At 73.3% G+C, this 18,527-nt stretch carries 21 protein-coding genes; 17 read left to right on the top strand and 4 right to left on the bottom strand.

Translation table 11 applies throughout. The annotated features are described in order from the left end of the window. Nucleotides 1–95 precede the first annotated feature (95 nt). From AC3WRM_RS05245 to AC3WRM_RS05200, 10 genes are all read left to right on the top strand, one after another. Nucleotides 96–1,163, top strand: a complete 1,068-nt coding sequence (locus AC3WRM_RS05245) for a zinc-dependent metalloprotease (RefSeq protein ID WP_492248769.1) — start codon at nucleotides 96–98, stop codon at nucleotides 1,161–1,163. An 11-nt stretch (nucleotides 1,164–1,174) separates the two neighbouring features. Beyond that, entirely contained in the window at nucleotides 1,175–2,110 is a 936-nt protein-coding gene (tilS, locus tag AC3WRM_RS05240; RefSeq protein ID WP_492248770.1) for a tRNA lysidine(34) synthetase TilS, read from the top strand. Nucleotides 2,111–2,199: 89 nt separating this feature from the next. Further along, complete coding sequence (gene hpt, locus AC3WRM_RS05235) at nucleotides 2,200–2,757, top strand: hypoxanthine phosphoribosyltransferase (RefSeq protein WP_067854396.1); 558 nt, start codon at nucleotides 2,200–2,202, stop codon at nucleotides 2,755–2,757. 173 nt (nucleotides 2,758–2,930) lie between these two features. Further along, entirely contained in the window at nucleotides 2,931–4,973 is a 2,043-nt protein-coding gene (gene ftsH, locus AC3WRM_RS05230) for an ATP-dependent zinc metalloprotease FtsH (protein ID WP_492248771.1), read from the top strand. 103 nt (nucleotides 4,974–5,076) lie between these two features. Further along, nucleotides 5,077–5,652, top strand: a complete 576-nt coding sequence (gene folE, locus AC3WRM_RS05225) for a GTP cyclohydrolase I FolE (protein ID WP_492248772.1) — start codon at nucleotides 5,077–5,079, stop codon at nucleotides 5,650–5,652. An 88-nt stretch (nucleotides 5,653–5,740) separates the two neighbouring features. Beyond that, nucleotides 5,741–6,559 (top strand): dihydropteroate synthase, encoded by an 819-nt coding sequence (gene folP / locus AC3WRM_RS05220; RefSeq protein ID WP_492248798.1) that lies wholly within the window; start codon nucleotides 5,741–5,743, stop codon nucleotides 6,557–6,559. Continuing rightward, nucleotides 6,549–6,998 (top strand): nuclear transport factor 2 family protein, encoded by a 450-nt coding sequence (locus AC3WRM_RS05215; protein ID WP_492248799.1) that lies wholly within the window; start codon nucleotides 6,549–6,551, stop codon nucleotides 6,996–6,998. Before folP ends, AC3WRM_RS05215 begins: the two co-directional genes overlap by 11 nt. Nucleotides 6,999–7,009: 11 nt before the next feature. Beyond that, nucleotides 7,010–7,387, top strand: a complete 378-nt coding sequence (folB, locus tag AC3WRM_RS05210; protein ID WP_253027095.1) for a dihydroneopterin aldolase — start codon at nucleotides 7,010–7,012, stop codon at nucleotides 7,385–7,387. Further along, on the top strand, nucleotides 7,384–7,947 hold the full coding sequence (gene folK, locus AC3WRM_RS05205) for a 2-amino-4-hydroxy-6-hydroxymethyldihydropteridine diphosphokinase (RefSeq protein ID WP_067854409.1): 564 nt from the start codon (nucleotides 7,384–7,386) through the stop codon (nucleotides 7,945–7,947). The genes folB and folK overlap by 4 nt, the downstream gene beginning before the upstream one ends. After that, nucleotides 7,947–8,435, top strand: a complete 489-nt coding sequence (locus tag AC3WRM_RS05200) for a DUF3180 domain-containing protein (RefSeq protein ID WP_492248773.1) — start codon at nucleotides 7,947–7,949, stop codon at nucleotides 8,433–8,435. Before folK ends, AC3WRM_RS05200 begins: the two co-directional genes overlap by 1 nt. A gap of 103 nt (nucleotides 8,436–8,538) precedes the next feature. On the opposite strand, the gene AC3WRM_RS05195 is transcribed toward AC3WRM_RS05200, so the two are convergent. Continuing rightward, the gene (locus AC3WRM_RS05195; protein ID WP_492248774.1) at nucleotides 8,539–10,215 is read right to left on the bottom strand and encodes a DUF885 domain-containing protein; all 1,677 of its coding nucleotides are present in this window, start codon (nucleotides 10,213–10,215) and stop codon (nucleotides 8,539–8,541) included. A gap of 29 nt (nucleotides 10,216–10,244) precedes the next feature. Beyond that, nucleotides 10,245–11,534: a threonine ammonia-lyase IlvA gene (gene ilvA, locus AC3WRM_RS05190; protein ID WP_492248775.1), complete on the bottom strand. Its 1,290-nt coding sequence runs from the start codon at nucleotides 11,532–11,534 to the stop codon at nucleotides 10,245–10,247. A gap of 172 nt (nucleotides 11,535–11,706) precedes the next feature. Between ilvA and AC3WRM_RS05185 the strand changes: the two genes are divergently transcribed. The 4 genes from AC3WRM_RS05185 to AC3WRM_RS05170 are packed head-to-tail and all read left to right on the top strand — an operon-like array spanning nucleotide 11,707 to nucleotide 14,706. Beyond that, the gene (locus tag AC3WRM_RS05185; protein WP_492248776.1) at nucleotides 11,707–12,615 is read left to right on the top strand and encodes a Rossmann-like and DUF2520 domain-containing protein; all 909 of its coding nucleotides are present in this window, start codon (nucleotides 11,707–11,709) and stop codon (nucleotides 12,613–12,615) included. Then, entirely contained in the window at nucleotides 12,612–13,460 is an 849-nt protein-coding gene (panC, locus tag AC3WRM_RS05180) for a pantoate--beta-alanine ligase (protein WP_492248777.1), read from the top strand. Before AC3WRM_RS05185 ends, panC begins: the two co-directional genes overlap by 4 nt. Nucleotides 13,461–13,462: 2 nt before the next feature. Beyond that, the gene (panD, locus tag AC3WRM_RS05175) at nucleotides 13,463–13,933 is read left to right on the top strand and encodes an aspartate 1-decarboxylase (protein ID WP_492248778.1); all 471 of its coding nucleotides are present in this window, start codon (nucleotides 13,463–13,465) and stop codon (nucleotides 13,931–13,933) included. Continuing rightward, on the top strand, nucleotides 13,930–14,706 hold the full coding sequence (locus tag AC3WRM_RS05170) for a type III pantothenate kinase (RefSeq protein ID WP_253021696.1): 777 nt from the start codon (nucleotides 13,930–13,932) through the stop codon (nucleotides 14,704–14,706). The genes panD and AC3WRM_RS05170 overlap by 4 nt, the downstream gene beginning before the upstream one ends. On the opposite strand, the gene AC3WRM_RS05165 is transcribed toward AC3WRM_RS05170, so the two are convergent. Then, nucleotides 14,669–15,079 (bottom strand): hypothetical protein, encoded by a 411-nt coding sequence (locus tag AC3WRM_RS05165; RefSeq protein WP_492248779.1) that lies wholly within the window; start codon nucleotides 15,077–15,079, stop codon nucleotides 14,669–14,671. The genes AC3WRM_RS05170 and AC3WRM_RS05165 overlap by 38 nt on opposite strands. Nucleotides 15,080–15,156: 77 nt before the next feature. On the opposite strand from AC3WRM_RS05165, the gene AC3WRM_RS05160 reads away from it, so the two are divergent. The 3 genes from AC3WRM_RS05160 (at nucleotide 15,157) to AC3WRM_RS05150 (ending at nucleotide 16,573) form a co-directional block, all read left to right on the top strand. Next, the gene (locus AC3WRM_RS05160) at nucleotides 15,157–15,948 is read left to right on the top strand and encodes a TetR/AcrR family transcriptional regulator (protein ID WP_492248780.1); all 792 of its coding nucleotides are present in this window, start codon (nucleotides 15,157–15,159) and stop codon (nucleotides 15,946–15,948) included. 157 nt (nucleotides 15,949–16,105) lie between these two features. Next, nucleotides 16,106–16,279, top strand: coding sequence for a CsbD family protein (locus AC3WRM_RS05155; RefSeq protein ID WP_492248781.1), 174 nt, complete (start codon nucleotides 16,106–16,108; stop codon nucleotides 16,277–16,279). A gap of 120 nt (nucleotides 16,280–16,399) precedes the next feature. Continuing rightward, on the top strand, nucleotides 16,400–16,573 hold the full coding sequence (locus AC3WRM_RS05150) for a CsbD family protein (protein WP_492248782.1): 174 nt from the start codon (nucleotides 16,400–16,402) through the stop codon (nucleotides 16,571–16,573). A gap of 84 nt (nucleotides 16,574–16,657) precedes the next feature. On the opposite strand, the gene nhaA is transcribed toward AC3WRM_RS05150, so the two are convergent. Further along, complete coding sequence (nhaA, locus tag AC3WRM_RS05145; RefSeq protein ID WP_492248783.1) at nucleotides 16,658–18,490, bottom strand: Na+/H+ antiporter NhaA; 1,833 nt, start codon at nucleotides 18,488–18,490, stop codon at nucleotides 16,658–16,660. Nucleotides 18,491–18,527 lie beyond the last annotated feature (37 nt).

Below are 18,527 nucleotides of genomic sequence, written 5' to 3'. Positions count from 1 at the left end.
TACCGTGTCGTCATGAGCGAGCGTCAGCGAGTGAACGACGGGGCCGTCATGCTGCGCGTCTCGTGGGCTGGTCTTTTCTCGACGAGGCTCGCAGCATGATCGACTGGCGCGTCGCGCGGAGCACCGCGACGACCCTCACCCGTCCCGGCCCCGACCTGTCGTCCGCCGAGGCCGACGAGGTGGTGGGCGAGCTGCGCGAGGCGGCGGCGCGCTCGGAGGGTCCGGTGCGTGACTTCTCCGACCTGCACGCACCCGACACCGTGCAGGCGCAGGCGCCGGTCCTCGTCGTCGACCGCCCGCGCTGGATCGAGGCCAACCTGGCCACGTTCGAGGTGCTGATGGACCCCGTGGTGGCGCGGCTCGAGCAGGGTCGCTCGGGCGGTGCCGGACCGGTCGGCGGGCTGACGCGCGCGGTCGGCAGCCGGGTCAGCGGTGCGGAGGTCGGCGGCCTCGTCGCGCTGCTGTCGGGCAAGGTGCTGGGCCAGTTCGACCCGTTCTGGACCGGACCGCGCGGGGAGGGCGGTCGGCTCCTGCTCGTGGCACCCAACATCGTCCAGGTCGAGCGCAGCCTCGACGTCGACCCGCACGACTTCCGGCTCTGGGTCTGCCTGCACGAGGAGACGCACCGCGTGCAGTTCACGGCCGTGCCGTGGATGCGGGACCACCTGCGCACCCTCATCGACGAGCTGACGGAGGCCACCGACCTCGACTCCGAGGCGCTGCAGCGCTTCCTCACCGACGGGCTCCCGGAGCTGGTGAAGGTCGTGCGCGGCACGTCGGAGGCGTCGTTGGCCGAGGTGTTCCAGAACGAGCGGCAGAAGGCGGTCGTCGACCGGATCACGGGCGTCATGTCGCTGCTCGAGGGGCACGCCGACGTCGTCATGGACGGTGTCGGCCCCGACGTCATCCCGACGGTCGCCACCATCCGCCGCCGGTTCGACTCGCGGCGCAAGGGCGGCAACGGCGTCGACCGGCTCCTGCGTCGCCTGCTCGGCCTCGAGGGCAAGATGCGCCAGTACCGCGACGGTGCGGTGTTCGTGCGCCAGGTGACCGACCAGGTGGGGCTCGCCGGGTTCAACGCGGTGTGGGAGAAGCCCGAGAACCTGCCCGACCGCGCCGAGATCGCCGACCCGGACGCCTGGGTCCGGCGCGTCCACGGCTGACGGGTCGGCGGGTGAGGCTGCTCGACGCCGAGGCTCGCGGTCGCGCGGGCGTCCGGGCCGTCCTCGCCGACCTCGACGGCACCGCGCCGGTCGTGCTCGGGGTCTCGGGCGGCGCCGACTCGCTGGCACTCGCTGCCTGCGCTTCCTTCGTGGCCGACCGCGACCGCCGACCCGTGCGCGCCGTCGTGGTCGACCACGGGCTGCAGGACGCGTCGGCCGAGGTGGCCGTCCGTGCCGCCGACCAGGTCCGCGGGCTCGGGCTCCCCGCCGAGGTGGTGCGGGTGGTCGTCGGGTCCGCGGGGGGACCCGAGGGAGCCGCGCGCTCGGCGCGACGTGCCGCCCTCCTCGACGCCGCCGGTCCCGAGGGGGTCGTGCTCCTCGCCCACACCCTCGACGACCAGGCCGAGACGGTGCTGCTCGGGCTCGGCCGGGGCTCCGGTCCGCGCTCGCTGGCCGGCATGGCAGCGGTCGACGGCGCCTGGCGCCGCCCCTTCCTCGGCCTGCGCCGCGCGGACACCGAGTCCGTCTGCGACGCGCACGACCTGCGCTGGTGGGACGACCCGCACAACCGCGACCCGGCCCTACGACGCGTCCGGGTGCGTCACGAGGTGCTGCCGCTGCTCGACGACGTCCTCGGCGGCGGCGTCGCCGAGGCGCTCGCCCGCACCGCCGACCAGCTGCGCGACGACACCGCCCTCCTCGACGCGCTCGCTGCCGACGTCGCCGACCCGGCCGACGTCGCGACGCTGGCCGCGCTGCCTCCCGCGCTGCGCTCACGGGTGCTGCGCCGGCTCGCGCACGAGCTCGGCGCGCGGCCGGGCGAGCTCGCCGCGACGCACCTGGCCGCCCTCGACCGGCTCGTCACCGACTGGCGCGGGCAGGACCGTGTCGAGCTGCCCGGTCACGTCGCCGTCCGCCGCGGCGACGGACGCCTGCACCGGGCCTGACGGGCGCGCCCTCCCGGGTGCCGTGCAGCACGGGTCGGGCACCAGGGGGCTGGCCCCCTCGTCGGCCGGTCCTGTGGCAGGCTGGCGTCGTGGACCTCCAGCACGTCGAGTCCGACCTCGACCTCGACCAGACCCTGTTCACCGAGGACCAGATCATCGAGCGTCTCCAGGAGATCGCTCGGGAGGTCGAGGCCGACTACGAGGGCCGCGACCTGCTGCTGGTCGGCGTCCTCAAGGGCGCGGTCATGGTGATGGCCGACCTCGCCCGCAGCTTCGACCGGCACGTCGAGATGGACTGGATGGCGGTGTCCTCCTACGGGTCCGGCACCACCTCGTCCGGCGTCGTGCGCATCCTCAAGGACCTCGACGCCGACATCTCCGGTCGCCACGTCCTCATCGTCGAGGACATCATCGACACGGGCCTGACCCTGTCGTGGCTCGTCACCAACCTGCGCTCGCGCGGCCCGGCGTCCGTCGAGATCGCCACGCTCCTGCGCAAGCCCGACGCCCTGCAGATGGAGGTCGACGTCAAGTACGTCGGCTTCGACATCCCGAACGCCTTCGTCGTCGGCTACGGCCTCGACTACGCCGAGCGCTACCGCAACCTGCGCAGCATCGGCACGCTCGCGCCGCACGTCTACTCCTGAGCCGCGACGCACCTGCCGCCGGTGACGGCGGGAACGCAGGGGGTGTCCATGACGTTGCAGGAGTGGGAGATCGGCGGGTCGGGATTCCCCCCGGCGTGTACGGTTCCCTGTGTCGGCGGGGGAGACCGCCGACCGAGCACACGAGGAGGAGTGGCCCGTCTGCGGGCCGTGCCATGAACGCCAAGCGCCTGTTCCGCGGTCCCTGGGTGTGGATCGTCCTCATCCTCGTCCTCGTCGTCGTCACCCTCCAGCTGTCCGGCCGCGCCGACGGCTACAAGGAGGTCCGCACGGCCTCGATGGTCAACTACCTCGACGACGGCCGGATCAGCGAGGTCACGTTCGTCCAGGGCGACCAGGACATCCAGGCCACGCTCGACGACGGCACCAAAGTGCGGGCCAAGTTCCTCGACGGCCAGGGCGACCGCCTGGTCGAGAAGGCCGAGGCGCAGGTCGCGGCGAAGAAGCTCAAGACGTTCGACGTCAAGGTCCCCACCACCGGCTTCCTCACCTACCTGGCCAGCTCGATCCTGCCGATCCTGCTGCTCGTCGGCATCTTCCTGTTCTTCATGTCCCGCTTCCAGGGCGGCGGCGGTGGCGTCATGAAGTTCGCCAAGTCGCGCGCGAAGCTGATCACCAAGGACACCCCGCAGACCACGTTCGCCGACGTCGCCGGCTGCGACGAGGCCATCGAGGAGCTCGGCGAGATCAAGGAGTTCCTGCAGGAGCCCGCCAAGTTCCAGGCCGTCGGCGCCAAGATCCCCAAGGGCGTGCTGCTCTACGGCCCGCCCGGCACCGGCAAGACGCTGCTCGCGCGTGCCGTGGCCGGCGAGGCCGGGGTGCCGTTCTACTCGATCTCCGGCTCGGACTTCGTCGAGATGTTCGTCGGCGTCGGCGCCAGCCGCGTCCGCGACCTCTTCGAGCAGGCCAAGGAGAACGCGCCCGCGATCGTCTTCATCGACGAGATCGACGCCGTCGGACGCCACCGCGGCACCGGCATGGGCGGCGGCCACGACGAGCGTGAGCAGACCCTCAACCAGCTCCTCGTCGAGATGGACGGCTTCGACGTGCGCGGCGGCGTCATCCTCATCGCGGCCACGAACCGCCCCGACGTGCTCGACCCGGCGCTGCTGCGTCCCGGTCGCTTCGACCGGCAGATCGGCGTCGAGGCGCCCGACCTCAAGGGTCGCGAGACGATCCTCAAGGTCCACGCGCGCGGCAAGCCGATCGGCCCCGGCGTCGACCTCTCCAGCGTCGCGCGCCGCACCCCGGGCTTCAGCGGCGCCGACCTCGCGAACGTGCTCAACGAGGCCGCCCTGCTCACGGCCCGCAGCAACCAGAAGGTCATCACCGACGCCGCGCTCGACGAGGCCATCGACCGCGTGATGGCCGGACCGCAGAAGCGCACGCGCCTGATGAACGAGCACGAGCGGCTCGTCACGGCCTACCACGAGGGCGGGCACGCGCTCGTCGCCGCGGCGCTGCCGCAGAGCGACCCGGTGCACAAGATCACGATCCTCCCGCGTGGCCGTGCCCTCGGCTACACGATGGTGCTGCCCGACGAGGACAAGTACAGCCAGACGCGTGCCGAGCTCCAGGACAAGCTGGCCTACATGCTCGGCGGCCGCGCGGCCGAGGAGCTGGTCTTCCACAACCCGACCACCGGTGCGGGCAACGACATCGAGAAGGCCACGGGCCTCGCCCGTGCCATGGTGACGCAGTACGGCATGAGCGAGCGCGTCGGTGCCATCAAGCTCGGCAGCGACAACACGCAGCCGTTCCTCGGCGGTGGCATGGGCATGGGGCACTCCCGCGACTACTCCGAGCGGGTCGCCGCGATCGTCGACGAGGAGGTCAGCTCCCTCATCGCGCACGCGCACCAGGAGGCGTTCGACATCCTCGAGGACAACCGCGACGTGCTCGACGCCCTGGTGCTCGAGCTGATGGAGAAGGAGACCCTCGACAAGGCCGAGGTCGCCCGCATCTTCGAGCCGCTGCGCCGTCGCGAGGTGCGTCCGGCCTGGACCGGCTCCGACACCCGCCAGCCCTCGGACCGACCGCCGGTCGAGGCCCCCGAGGCGACGCGGCTGAAGGACGCCGAGCCGGACACCGGGATCGTCGTCGGTCCGGACGCCGGCCCCGACGCGCCCCCGCCGGCCGACCCGGCCCAGCCCTCCGACCCCGGGCCGCAGGGTCCGGTCGGCCCTGGCACCGCCTGAGCGTGCGACGCGACGGGCGCGACGGCATGATCGACGGGCGGGCGCACCGGGCGTCCACCGCACCGGCCCGGCCGGGCCGCGGCACCTCGACAGGAGGACTGGCATGACGGTGGATCTGGCGCGGGCCGAGGCGGCGGTGCGCGAGCTGCTCCTCGCGGTGGGCGAGGACCCCGACCGCGACGGCCTGAAGGAGACGCCGGCGCGCGTCGCCCGGTCGTACGGCGAGCTCCTGGCCGGCCTCGACCAGGACCCGCGCGAGGTCCTGACCGCCACGTTCGACGTCGGCCACGACGAGCTCGTGCTCGTCAAGGACATCGAGCTCTGGTCGATGTGCGAGCACCACCTCGTGCCGTTCACCGGCGTCGCCCACGTCGGCTACATCCCCCGCAGCGACGGGTTCGTGACCGGGCTGTCCAAGCTGGCACGCCTGGTCGACGTCTTCGCGCGGCGCCCGCAGGTCCAGGAACGGCTCACGACCCAGATCGCCGACGCGCTCACCGACGTGCTCGAGCCACGCGGCGTCATCGTCGTCATCGAGGCCGAGCACCTGTGCATGGCCATGCGCGGCGTCCGCAAGGGCGGTGCGCGCACGGTCACGAGCGCCGTCCGCGGCCAGCTGCGCGACCCCGCCACGCGCGCCGAGGCGATGGGCCTGATCACCGCGGGGACGCGCCGGTGACGGAGCCCGTCCCGTGACGCCCCCGACCCCGCACGGCCCCACCCTGGGCGGCCCCGCCGTGCTGGAGCCGATCGGGCGCTGCCGGGTCATGGGCGTCGTCAACGTCACCCCCGACTCCTTCTCCGACGGCGGACGCTGGTTCGACCCCGCCCGCGCCGTGCAGCACGGCCGCGACCTGGTGGCGGCGGGAGCCGACGTCGTCGACGTGGGTGGGGAGTCCACGCGTCCGGGCGCGGTGCGGGTGGACCTGGAGGAGGAGCTGCGACGCGTCGTGCCCGTCGTGCGCGCCCTGGCCGAGGAGGGGCACGCCGTCTCCGTCGACACGATGCGCGCCGCGGTGGCCGAGGCGGCCCTCGACGCCGGCGCCGCGCTGGTCAACGACGTCTCCGGCGGTCGGGCCGACCCGGGCATGGTCCCCCTGGTGGCCGAGCGGGACGCACCCCTCGTGCTGATGCACTGGCGCGGCCACTCCGACCGCATGCAGGACCTCACGCACTACGACGACGTCGTCGCCGACGTCCTGCGGGAGCTGCGCGACCGCGTCGAGGACGCCCTCGCGGCGGGCGTCGACGCGCAGCGGATCGTCGTCGACCCCGGGCTCGGGTTCTCCAAGACCGGCGCCCAGAACTGGACCGTGCTGGGGGACCTCGCCGCGTTCGTGGCGCTGGGGCACCCCGTGCTGGTGGCCGCCAGCCGCAAGCGCTTCCTCGGCGAGCTGCTGGCCGACCCCGACGGGACGCTGCGCCCCACCGAGGGCCGCGAGTCCGCGACCCTCGCGCTCACGACCCTCGCCGCCCTGCAGGGCGCGTGGGCGGTGCGCGTCCACGAGGTGGCCGCGTCGGTCGACGCCGTGCGGGTGGTCGCCCGCGTCGCCCAGGAGCAGGACGGTGCCGACCATGGCCGGTGAGGTGCTCGTGCGGCACCGCGCGTTCTACGACGCGGTCGAGTCCGGCGACGTCGACCTCATGGCGTCGCTCTGGGTCGACTCGCCCAGCGTCACCTGCGTGCACCCCGGCGCCGAGGCGCTGGAGGGCACCGAGACGGTGCTGAGGTCCTGGACGCTCCTCATGGCCAACGTCGAGTACATCCAGTTCTTCCTGACCGACGTCCAGGTCGCGTGGCCGCTCGGACCGGACGCCGACCTCGCCGTGGTCACCTGCACCGAGAACATCCTGTCGGGGGAGGGCACGGAGTCGCCCGAGCAGTTCGCGGGCGGCAAGGCCGTCTGCACGTCCGTGCTCGTGCGGTCCGGCGGCGACTGGAGGTTCTGGTCGCGGCACGCGTCGCCCGTGCTCGACATCGACCCCGAGGCCCCGCAGGAGCCCGGGATGACCGACCCGGCCTGAGGAGGCACCCGATGACCTGTCCGGAGGGACTCGACCGCATCGACCTGACCGGGGTGACCGCGTTCGGCCACCACGGCGTGCTCGAGCACGAGCGCGCGTTCGGCCAGACCTTCGTCGTCGACGTGAGCCTGGGCCTGGACCTCGGCGCGGCGGGCCGAAGCGACGACCTGACGGCCACCGTGAGCTACGCCGACGTCGCCGACCACGTGCTCGCGGTGCTCACGGGGGAGCCGGTGGACCTGATTGAGACGCTTGCGCTCCGTATGGTGGACTGGTGTCTGGCACGCCCGTCCGTCGAGTGGGCGAGCGTGACCGTGCACAAGCCCCAAGCGCCCATCGCGGTGACGTTCTCCGACGTCAGCGTGACGATAGAGCGGAGCCACCAGTGACCGAATCGCCCACGCCGTACGTGCTGGACGCCGACACCATGACGGGCGGGATGCGTCCCATCCGCCAGGCCGTCATCTCGATCGGCTCCAACCTCGGCGATCGTCTGAACCGGCTGCAGGGTGCCGTCTCGGCCCTCGAGGACACGCCCGAGGTGCAGGTCGTCTCCGTCTCCTCCGTCTACGAGACGCAGCCCGTCGGCGCTCCGGAGGGCTCCGGGCCGTTCCTCAACGCCGTCGTCCTCATCGACACGACGCTCACGGTGCACACGCTGCTGGACCGCGCGCACGCGATCGAGGACGCCTTCGGGCGCGAGCGCTCCGAGCCGGGCGCCCCGCGCACCCTCGACGTCGACCTCGTCGTCGTGGGCGACCGGGTCGCGGACGACGAGACCCTCACCCTCCCGCACCCGCGCGCCCACGAGCGCGCGTTCGTGCTGCTGCCGTGGCTCGAGATCGACCCCGAGGGCGAGATCCCGGGCCAGGGCTTCGTGGCCGACCTCGTCGGCGACGTCGACACGACCGGCGTCGTCCGGCGAGAGGATCTCGAGATCCTTCTGTGATGACCGCGGGACGGACGACCGCCGTCCACGTCGCCGCCCTCGTGGCCCTCGGGCTGCTGGTGGGCTCGGCCGTCAGGCCGGTGTCGGTGCGTCTGGGCGCGTCCCCGCCGCGGCCGGGCTGGCTGGTCACCGTCCTGCTGGTCGGGCTGGCCCTCATCGTCGCGCTCGTCGCGTGGAGCACCTGGCAGAGCCTGCACCGGCGCAAGGAGCGCATGACGTCGCAGCACGCCATGACGCTGCTCGCCCTGGCGAAGGCCTGCTGCATCGTCGGCGGGCTGTCGCTCGGTGCCTACGGCGGCGTCGCGCTCTCCTTCGTCCGCGACTGGGACACGATGTTCGGCCAGGACCGTGTCCTGCAGGGCGCGGCCGCCTCGGTCGCCGGTCTGCTGCTCCTCGTCGCCGCGCTCGTCCTGGAGCGCACCCTCCACCTCCCGCAGCCCGACGACGAGGACGACGACGCGCCCCCCGGCGCGGCCGCGTCGGCGTAGCCCTCCCGACGCCCTCCTGGTCGTCGCGTTCTGTGGAGCTGACGACGGAAACTCGACGAACTTTCGTCGACAACTCCACAGAACGCGGGGAGGGCGCGGGCGCTCAGGTCAGGGCGGAGCGGAGGGTGTCGAGGCCGACGGAGCCGAGGCTGAGGGCCTGGCGGTGGAAGGTGCGCAGGTCGGGGCCGTGGGTCGCCACCCACGCGTCGCGGACCTGCTCCCAGATCCGTTGCCCGACCTTGTAGCTCGGGGCCTGGCCGGGCCAGCCGAGGTACCGGTTGACCTCGAACCGCACGAACGGCTCGTTCATGTTCACGTGCTGCGCCATGAAGTCGAAGGCATAGTCGGCGGTCCAGGGACCCCGGCCGTCCGGGCGGGGCAGCTCCAGGTGGACGCCGAGGTCGAGCACCACGCGGGCCGCGCGCATCCGCTGGCCGTCGAGCATCCCGAGCCGGTCGGCCGGGGCGTCGAGGTAGCCGAGGTCGGCCATGAGCCGCTCCGCGTAGAGCGCCCAGCCCTCCCCGTGGCCCGACGTCCACAGCGCCCCGCGGCGCCAGGCGTTCAGCTCGGCCGCGTTCCAGGCGGCGTACCCGCACTGGAGGTGGTGGCCCGGCACCCCCTCGTGGTAGACGGTCGTCAGCTCGCGCCACGTGTCGAACTCGGTGACGCCCTCGGGCACGCTCCACCACATGCGTCCCGGCCGGGCGAAGTCGTCGCTCGGCGGCGTGTAGTAGATCCCGCCCTCCTGCGTGGGGGCGATGCGGCACTCCAGGGTGCGCATCTCCTCGGGGACGTCGAAGTGGGTGCGGCCGAGCTCCTCGACGGCACGGTCGCTGGTCTCCTGCATCCACGCCTGCAGCGCGTCGGTGCCGACCAGCCGGTGCTCCGGCGACGACTCCAGGTGCGCCACCGCCTCCGCGACCGTGGCGCCCGGCAGCACCTCCCGGGCCACGGCCTCCTGCTCGCGCACCATCCGGTCGAGCTCCTCCAGACCCCACGCGTAGGTCTCGTCGAGGTCGACCTCCGCACCCAGGAAGCCGCGCGACGCGAGGGCGTAGCGGTCGCGTCCGCACGCGTCGCGCTCACGGGCCGCCGGCAGCAGCTCCCCGCGCAGGACGTCGGCCAGGTCGGCGTACGCGGCGCGCGCACCGTCCGCACCACGTCGCACGTCGGCCAGCAGGGAGTCCGGCAGCCCGGCCCCCTCCGCCGACGCAGCCAGGTCGTCGAAGAACGCGCCGGCGGCGGCCTGGCGTCGGGCCTGCTCGGCGACCTCGACCACCTGCCGACGTGCGGGGGTGTCGTCCGCGCGCACGCCCTCGCGCAGCGACGCGACGTAGCCGGTCAGCGCGGAGGGCACGCGGGAGAGCCGCGTCGCCACGTGCGACCAGTCGTCGACGCCGTCGCGCGGCATCAGGTCGAACACGTCGCGCACGCCCTGGACCGGCGACGCGATGACGTTCAGGTCGTGTCGCCACGTCCCCGCGTCGTGCTCCTCCAGCGCCAGGTCGAGCACCCGCACCAGCTCCGCGTGCGTCACGGCGTCGACCGCGTCGACGAGCGGCACGTCGTCGAGCCGACGCCGGGCAGCGCGTGCCGCGTCCGCGAATGCGGCGTGCCCGTCGGGGGAGAGGTCGGTGTACTCGCCCTCGCGCCCTGGACGGCCGAGCGACACGTGCCACTCCGGCTGGAGTGCGAGCATCGTGTCGAGCCAGTCCTCGGCGACCGCGTCGACCGCCGACGGCGTCCGCGCGGCCGGGCTCTCGTGCGTGGTGTCGGTCATCGGTCGTCCTCCTCGGGGCGTGCTGTCGGTCAGAGCAGGAAGCGGAACAGCGGGCTCTCGCTCTCGATCCGCTCGATGCGCGGTGGCGCGGCGTCCATGCGCTCCAGCAGGCCCGCGAGGTCCTCGGCGCGGCTCAGCTCCACGCCGACGAGGGCGGGGCCGGTCTCGCGGTTGTGGTGCTTGACGTACTCGAACAGCGTGATGTCGTCGTCGGGGCCGAGCACCTCGTCGAGGAAGCGGCGCAGCGCGCCGGGCTCCTGCGGGAACTCGACGAGGAAGTAGTGCTTGCGGCCCTCGTGGACGAGCGCACGCTCGACGACGTCCGCGTAGCGGCTGACGTCGTTGTTGCCGCCGGACAGGATGCACAGCACCCGCGAGCCCGGCTCCACCGGCAGCACCCCGCCGAGCGACGCGGTCGCCAGCGCGCCCGCGGGCTCGGCGATGATGCCGTCGCTCTGGTACAGGTCGAGCATCTCGCTGCAGATGCGTCCCTCCGGGACCGACAGCATGGTCGGCGCCGACCCGGACACCGTGTCGAACGTGTGCCGACCGACCCGTCGCACCGCCGCACCGTCGACGAACGTGTCGATCGACTCCAGGGTCACGGGCTCGCCCGCCTGCAGTGCCGCCGCCATCGACGTCGCGCCGGCGGGCTCCACCCCGACCACGCGCACGTGCGGGTGCCGCTCGCGCAGCCACGCGACGCTGCCGGCCAGCAGCCCGCCGCCACCGACGGGCACCACGACGACGTCGGGCAGCGGCTCGCCCAGCGCGGCGAGCTGGTCGAACGCCTCCCGCAGCACCGTGCCCTGGCCTGCGATCGTGCGCGGGTCGTCGAACGCGGGCACGAGCGTGGCGCCCTGGAGCGCCTCGTCGGCCGCGGCGGCCGACACGTCGTCGTAGGTCTCGCCGTCGAGGATCATCTCGATGGCGTCGCCGCCGATCGACGCGATCCGGTCGCGCTTCTGACGCGGCGTGGTGCGGGGCAGGTGCACCCGGCCGCGCACCCCGAGGGCCGCGCAGGCGAACGCCACGCCCTGCGCGTGGTTGCCGGCGCTGGCGGTCACCACACCGGCCGCCCTGGCCTCGGCGTCGAGCTGGGCGATGAGGTTGTAGGCGCCACGGGCCTTGTAGGAGCGGACGACCTGGAGGTCCTCGCGCTTCAGCCACACCTCGGCGCCGGTCCGCTCGCTGAGCCGGGCGCTGCGCTCGACCGGGGTGGTGGAGACGACCCCGGCGAGGCGCTCGGCGGCGGCGTCGACGTCGTCGGCCGTCACCCGCGCCGCGGTCCCGCTGGGGCGTGCTGCGTCCGTGCTCATGCAGCCTGTCTACCCGACCGCGTGCCGGGGCACGGCAGCGCCCGTGCGGACGACGGTCGACCGTGTGACCCGCGACACCTCGGTCACGGTGTGCACCCTGCGCGCCCGGTCGTAGACTGACGTCGTCAACAGTCTGGTACCCGCTCGCGGGACTGGAACGAGAGGCACCACCATGACGTACCCCCGTCCGCACGCACCTGCGCGCCCGCGCACCTACGGTGTCGTCGGCGCAGGCCGCGTCGGCTCCGTCGTCGCCGCCCGCCTGCACGCCGCCGGCCGTCCCGTCGTCGGCATCAGCGCGCGGTCGCAGGCGTCGCTGCTGCGGGCCCGCACGCTCGTCCCCGAGGTGCCGGTGCGGTCCGCTGCCGAGGTGGCCGCCGCGTGCGACGTGCTGGTCCTCGCCGTGCCCGACGACGCGCTCGTCGCCGTCACGGAGGAGCTGTCGTCGGTCCTGCGACCCGGGCAGGTCGTCGTGCACACCAGCGGACGGCACGGGCTCGACGCGCTCAGCGCCGCCACGCGCGTCGGCGCCCGCGCCGTCGCCCTGCACCCGGCCATGACGTTCACGGGCTCGGCCGTCGACCTCGGCCGCGAGTGCGCGATGGGGCTGACCGCCGGCGACGCCGAGCGCGAGCTGGCCGAGGACCTCGCCGCCGTGCTCGGCGGCACGCCGGTCTGGATCGACGACGCCGACCGCGTGCGTTACCACGCCGCGCTGAGCCACGGCGCGAACCACCTCGTCACCCTCGTCGCCCAGGCCCGCGACCTGCTGCAGGGCATCGGTGCCGGCGCGGAGGCGGCGACCATCCTGCGTCCGCTGCTCGAGGCCGCCCTCGACAACGCGCTCGACCTTGGCGACGCCGCGCTCACCGGCCCGATCGCGCGCGGCGACGTCACCACGGTCCGAGCCCACGTCGACGCGCTCGCCACGGAGCTGTCGTCGACCCGCGACGCCTACGTGGCCATGGCGCACGCCACCACCGAGCGGGCCGCAGCCGACGGCCGCCTCGACCCGGCCACCGCCGCCGTCCTCGACGCCGCGCTCGACGAGCGGCCCCGCGTGCCCGGGCGCGTGCGATGACCCCCGTCGTCGCCCGTACCCGCGCCGAGCTGCGCGCGGCCCTCGCCGACGCCGGCCGCGTCGCGTTCGTGCCGACGATGGGCGCCCTGCACGACGGACACGCCCGCCTGATGCGGCACGCCCGCCCGCTCGGCGACACGCTGGTCGTCTCGATCTTCGTCAACCCCACGCAGTTCGGACCGGGCGAGGACCTCGACGCCTACCCCCGCACCCTCGACGCCGACCTGCGGGTCTGCGCGCGGGAGGGGGTCGACGTGGTCTTCGCGCCCGACGTCGCCGAGGTGTACCCGGGCGGTACCGACGGTGCCGTCACCGTCGACCCCGGCCCGCTCGGCCGGGTGCTCGAGGGCGCGGCCCGCCCCACCCACTTCCGGGGGGTGCTCACCGTGGTCGCGACGCTGTTCGCGCTGGTGCGTCCCGACGTCGCCGTGTTCGGCGAGAAGGACTTCCAGCAGCTGGCGCTGATCCGCCGGATGGTCCGCGACCTGGCGCTCGACGTCGACGTCGTGGGCCACCCGATCGTGCGCGAGGCCGGCGGCCTGGCCCTCAGCTCACGCAACACGTACCTGTCGGCCGACGAGCATGCCGAGGCCCTCGCGCTCTCCCGGGCGCTGGCCGCCGGCGCCGACCAGGGGGTCGTCGGCCGCGACGCCGTGCTGAAGGCCGCGCGCGAGGTGCTCGACGCCGCTCCCGGCGTCGACGTGGACTACCTGGTGGTGACGGACCCGTTCCTCGGCGACGTCGACGACCGCTTCGAGGGGGAGGCGCGGATCCTGGTGGCAGCCAGGGTCGGCACCACGCGCCTGCTCGACAACCAGCCCGTGGTGCTCAGAAAGGGACCCTGACCATGCTCCGCACGATGATGACGTCGAAGATCCACCGCGCGACGATCACGCAGGCCGACCTGCACTACGTCGGCTCGGTGACCGTCGACGCCGACCTGCTCGACGCCGCCAACCTGCTGCCCGGCGAGCTCGTGCACATCGTCGACATCGACAACGGCGCCCGGCTCGTGACCTACACGATCGCGGGCGAGCGCGGGTCGGGCGTGATCGGCATCAACGGTGCCGCCGCACGGCTCGTGCACCCCGGCGACCTGGTCATCCTCATCGCCTACGGCCAGATGGAGGACGCGGAGGCGCGTGAGTTCCAGCCGAGCGTCGTGTTCGTCGACTCCGAGAACCGGGTGATCGGCACCGGCTCCGACCCTGCCGAGGCGCTGCCGGGGTCCGGTCTCGTCCGCGGTGACGTCGTGGAGAACCCGCTGGTGACGCACGACGGTGGTGCGGGGCCGCGGGCGGCAAGGGCGGCGCAGTGACCCTGCTGGCGCTCGACGTCGGCAACAGCCAGTCCGTCATCGGCGCGTTCGACGGCGACCGTCTCGTCGAGCACTGGACGGTGTCGTCCCAGACGCAGCGGACGGCCGACGAGTGGCACCTGCTGGCCCACGGGTTCGTGCGCGCGGCAGGCCTGGCCGACGTGGAGGCGGTGGCGATGTGCTGCACGGTGCCGTCGATCCAGGTCGAGCTGAAGGCGATGCTCGAGCGCTACTACGCGGGCCTGCCGGTCTCGATCGTCGGCCCCGGTGTGAAGACCGGCATCCCGATCCACACCGACAACCCGCGGGAGGTCGGTGCCGACCGGATCGTCAACGCCCTCGCCGCGGCGGAGGTGTACGGGGGGCCGGCCGTCGTGGTCGACATGAACGGCACCGCGACGATCTTCGACGTCGTCGACGAGCGGAACCGCTACGTGGGGGGTGCCATCGCGCCGGCGGTCGAGCTCTCGCTGGAGGCCCTCGCCCGCCGCGGCGCGCAGCTGCGCGCCGTGGAGCTGGCGGTCCCGCGCGACGTCATCGGGAAGAACACGGTCGAGGCGGTGCAGTCGGGCGCGGTCTACGGATTCGCGGGGCTCGTGGACGGGATGGTCGACCGCATCATCGAGTCGCTGGGGGCCGATCCGGACGACGTCGCCGTCATCGCGACCGGCGCCTACGCGGACGTCGTGCTGGACCACTGCACGAGCATCACCACGCGCGACCCGTGGCTGACCCTCACCGGTCTGCGTCTGGTGCACGAGAAGAACCACTGATCCAGGCGGGCCACCAGGCCGCCCGTCGGCCGGCCCGTCCGCGAGGCCGCCTTCCCGGCGGTCGGGCGTCGTGAGCCGGGTGTGCGCCGAGCTCGACGAGCTGGGCCTCGAGCGCGCTCAGGCCCGCGGCCCGGGCCGCCTCGACCGGCGTGGCCTCGTCCAGCTCGGAGACCAGTGTCGGGTCGGCTCCGTGGGCGAGCAGCTCCTGAGCCACCACGTCCTGACCGGCCAGGATGCTGGTCACCAGTGCGGTCGACTGGAGCTCGGGGTGCACGTAGTCGGGGTCGACGCCCCGCTCCAGGTGGAAGCGGACCAGCTCGACGTCGCCGCGCGCGGCCGCGGCGAACATGTCCTTGAAGTCCCCACCCGACACGGGCGCTCCCTTCGTCGCAGGGAGTCTAGGGCGGCGGTCGGGTCGTCGGCCCCGTCGCCCCGTGGCACGATCCCTCCATGTCCTCCACCTCCCCTCGGCGCGGCACGCTGACGCGCCGCAGGATCGCCGAGGCCGCCCTGGCGCTGATCGACGAGGAGGGCGTGGGGGCCGCGTCGATGCGAGCCATCGGCAAGCGGCTCGGCGTCGAGGCGATGAGCCTCTACAAGCACGTCGGCACGCGCGACGACCTGCTCGACGCCGTCGTCGACCTCGTGGTCGCCGAGCTGGACGCCGACCCCGAGGTGCTGCGGACGGCCGAGCACGGCTGGCGCGACTACCTGGAGCGGCTCGCGCGGGGGGTGCGGCGCTACGCCCTCGCCCATCCGCACGCCTTCCCGGTCGTGGCCACGCGTCCGTCGGAGGCGCCCTGGATCAACCCGCCGCTGCGGTCGCTGGCCTGGATCGAGTCCGTCCTGGGGGCGCTGGAGGCGGAGGGCTTCGACGACGACGAGGTCGTGTTCGCCTACCGCTCGTTCAACAGCTTCCTGCTCGGCTACCTGTTGATGGAGACCGGTGCGCGCACCCTGCGTGACCCCCAGGACGGGGACGGGTCGTTCGCCGCCGGTTCGGACGCGTCCGAACCGGTCCCCGGTGGTCTGACGCCCACGCGGGACGCCGACCAGCAGGAGGCGGTGGCCGACGCGTCCACGCCGGAGCAGGTGATCGACCCGGCCGGCATGGTCGACGAGGAGACGTACCCGACGATCCACCGGCACGCGGCCCGGCTCGCCGCTGACCGCTATGCCGAGGAGTTCGAGCGTGCGTTGGCGGAGATGCTGGACGGCATCGCCTCGCGCCTGGGTGAGTGAGCGCACGCCTGACCGCGCCGCGTCCGCGCCGAGTCCGTGCCGCGTCCGGGGTGACCGGGCTCTCACCATCTGGCCTTGCGTGGCTCGGCTTACGGCGTAAGGTTTACAACGTAAGCCGAACGGTTCGGCTCCTCACCCACCCACTCAGGAGGACGACATGAGCTTCATCGACAAGGCCAAGAACACCGCCGAGAAGGTCGCCGGCGAGGTCAAGGAGGCCGTCGGCAAGGCGACGGACGACAAGGACCTGCAGGCCGAGGGCTCGAAGGACCAGACGAAGGGCTCGCTCAAGAACACGGGCGAGGACGTCAAGGACGCCTTCACCAAGTGAGGTGCGGTCGGGGACTGAGAACTCTCTGAGGAGTTCGGCGACAGCCCGCGCTCGAGTTGCCGCCCCCCGCAGCCGCCGTAGCGTCGTACCTGTCACCCCACCGATCCAAGGAGGATCACCATGAGCTTCATCGACAAGGCGAAGAACACCGCCGAGAAGGTCACCGGCGAGGTCAAGGAGGCCGTGGGCAAGGCCACCGACGACAAGGACCTGCAGGCCGAGGGCAACAAGGACCAGGCCAAGGGCTCGCTCAAGAACGCCGGCGAGGACGTCAAGGACGCCTTCAAGAAGTGACGTCCTTCCCGCAGGTACTGCAGGAAGCCCGGTCGACCGCGTCAGCGGTGACCGGGCTTCTTCGCGTCCGGGGGTCGGCGGGCCTCAGGTGACGGGACGCCGCTCGTCCAGGGCGGCGATGAGGGTCGGCGCGTCCCACTGCCCGTCGTAGCGGTCGGTGCCGATGAAGAACGTCGGGGTCCCCGCGACGTCCATCAGGTCGGCGTCGTCCTCGTCCTCCTGGACCCGGCGCAGCACGTCGTCGGCGTCCAGGTCGGCCTCGAACCGCACCAGGTCGAGCCCGATCTCGTCGGCGTAGCGCAGGAGGTCGAGCCGCTCGAGCTGGTCCTGGTGGGCCCACAGCAGCCTCGCGTACTCGAAGTGCCGGCCCTGCAGGTGAGCCGCCTCGTAGGCGCGGGCCGCGAGCTCGGCGTGCGGGTGGTGCTGGTGGAGCGGCAGGTGCCGCCACACCCAGACGAGGTCGGGGCCGTAGTGCTCGATGAGCTCGTCGACCATGCCGGTGGCCCGGCTGCAGAAGGGGCACTCGAAGTCGCCGTACTCGACCAGGACGAGCGGGGCGTCGGGCCGGCCCTTGTAGTGGTCGCGACGCGGGTCGAAGGGCCGCAGCAGGACGGTGCCCGGCGGCACGACGGGTCGCCGGGCGTCGAGCGCGCGCAGCACGGCCGCGCCGAGCACGAAGGCGAGCACCGACGCGACGAGCACGCCGACCCTCGCCTCGTCCTGCGCGGCGGGGTCGTCGATGGCGATGCCGACGATGAGCAGCGAGATGGTGAAGCCGATGCCCGACAGCGCGGCGCCGCCGGCCACCCGGCCGATCGTCAGGCCGGGGGCGAGGACGCCGAGCCGGAGGCGCTGGGCCAGGAGGGTGGCGCCGGTGATGCCCACGAGCTTCCCGACGACGAGGCCGGCGACCACGCCCCAGAACAGCGACGACGACATCGACCGCCGCAGGGTCTCGGAGTCGAGCACGACCCCGGCGTTGGCCAGGGCGAAGACGGGCAGGATCACGTAGGCCACGTAGGGCGCGAAGGAGCGCTGCAGCCGCTCGTTGATCGAGATCGACTCGCGCAGCTGACGCCCCGCCGCCGCGGCGTAGGCCGGGTTGGGCGACTGCCGGAAGGCGCGCGTGAGCTCGACGACGCGCTCCACGTCGTTCTGGCGCGGCGCGGCGACCGGGATGAGCAGCGCGACCGCCACGCCGGCGAGCGTGGCATGCACGCCTGCCTCGTGCAGCCCGAACCAGACGACCACCGACAGCACCGCGTACAGCGGGCCGCGGCCGGACGGCATCAGCCGGACGAGCGCGATGAGCCCCAGCGCGACCAGCGCCACGAGCAGCGGCACGACGTGCAGCTCGTCGGTGTAGAAGAGGGCGATCGCGGTGAGCGCGCCGATGTCGTCGACGACGGCGAGGGTCAGGAGGAAGACGCGCAGCCGCGAGGGGTGCTGCGGCCGGATGATGGCGAGCGCGCCGACGAGGAAGGCCGTGTCGGTCGAGATGACCACACCCCACGCGTGCGCCTGCCCGGAGTCGCGCGCGATGAGCAGGAACACCAGGGCCGGCACGACCAGACCCGCGAGGGCGGCCGTCGCCGGCACGATCGCCCGGGAGCGGTCGGTCAGCTCGCCGATCGTCAGCTCGCGCTTCACCTCGAGGCCGACCGCGAAGAAGAAGAACGCCATGAGCGCGTCGTTGACCAGGTGGTAGAGGTCGAGCCCCATCGACCACCCACCGACCGCGACGCGTGCGTCGGTGTGCCAGAACACGTCGTAGCCGCTGCCGAGGTTGGCCCACGCGATCGCGGCCACGGTCGCCACGAGCAGCAGCGCCGCCCCGACCTGCTCCGTCTCGGCGTCGGCGAGACCACGCCGCAGCCGGGAGGCGCGGGACTCGGTGAGGGTGTCGGGGTCGCTCACGGGCGACATCCTGGCAGGCCGGTCATGGTGGTGGCCA

The organism is Aeromicrobium sp. EU05-FHT14F07 (genome assembly GCF_058790455.1).
Note: the sequence above shows the minus strand (reverse complement) of the source record. Positions and strands in the feature narration are given on the sequence as shown.